The organism is Salinispora fenicalii, from assembly GCF_000514815.1.
GTDB classification, from domain to species: Bacteria; Actinomycetota; Actinomycetes; order Mycobacteriales; family Micromonosporaceae; genus Micromonospora; species Micromonospora fenicalii.
Genome location: NZ_AZWQ01000017.1, coordinates 244646 through 245079, shown reverse-complemented (window position 1 = coordinate 245079; position 434 = coordinate 244646). Strand labels below are relative to the sequence as shown.

The following is a 434-nucleotide window of genomic DNA, read 5'->3' as shown; positions in this document are numbered from 1 at the left end:
GCGGTGTAGCTGTCGCTCAGCGTCTCGGCGCTGCTCATCAGGGTGTCTTTGATTTGTTGGCCGGTCCAGTCAGGGTGTTGCTGGGCGAGGATAGCGGCTGCTCCGGCCACGTGTGGGGCTGACATTGAGGTGCCGGTCTTGATTGTGTACATGCCGTCGCCGGTGCTCTGTTGGGAGCGGGCGGCGTTGATGGCGACGCCGGGGGCGGTGAGGTCGGGTTTGAGCCCTCCGCTGCCGGCCAGCGGTCCGACACTGGAGAACNCGGCGANNNGGTCCTGCTTGTNNACNGCGCCGACGGTCAGCGCGCTTTCGGCGTTGCCNGGNGTGNCGATGGTCGTTGCGNTGTTNCCGGCGGCGATGACGAAGAGGGTGTCGTGCTGCGCGGAGAGGTTCTCCACGGCGAGGGTCANCGGGTCGAGGACATCGGTGCGCGC

General features: G+C 67.2%; 1 protein-coding gene (cut by a window edge). It reads right to left on the bottom strand.

The window, feature by feature from the left end:
• On the bottom strand, window positions 1–434 hold part of the coding region annotated (locus tag B116_RS0108040) for a S8 family serine peptidase (RefSeq protein WP_188116007.1) (this coding region is incomplete at its 3' end). 1044 nt of the annotated region lie beyond the right edge of the window; 434 of 1478 annotated nt are visible.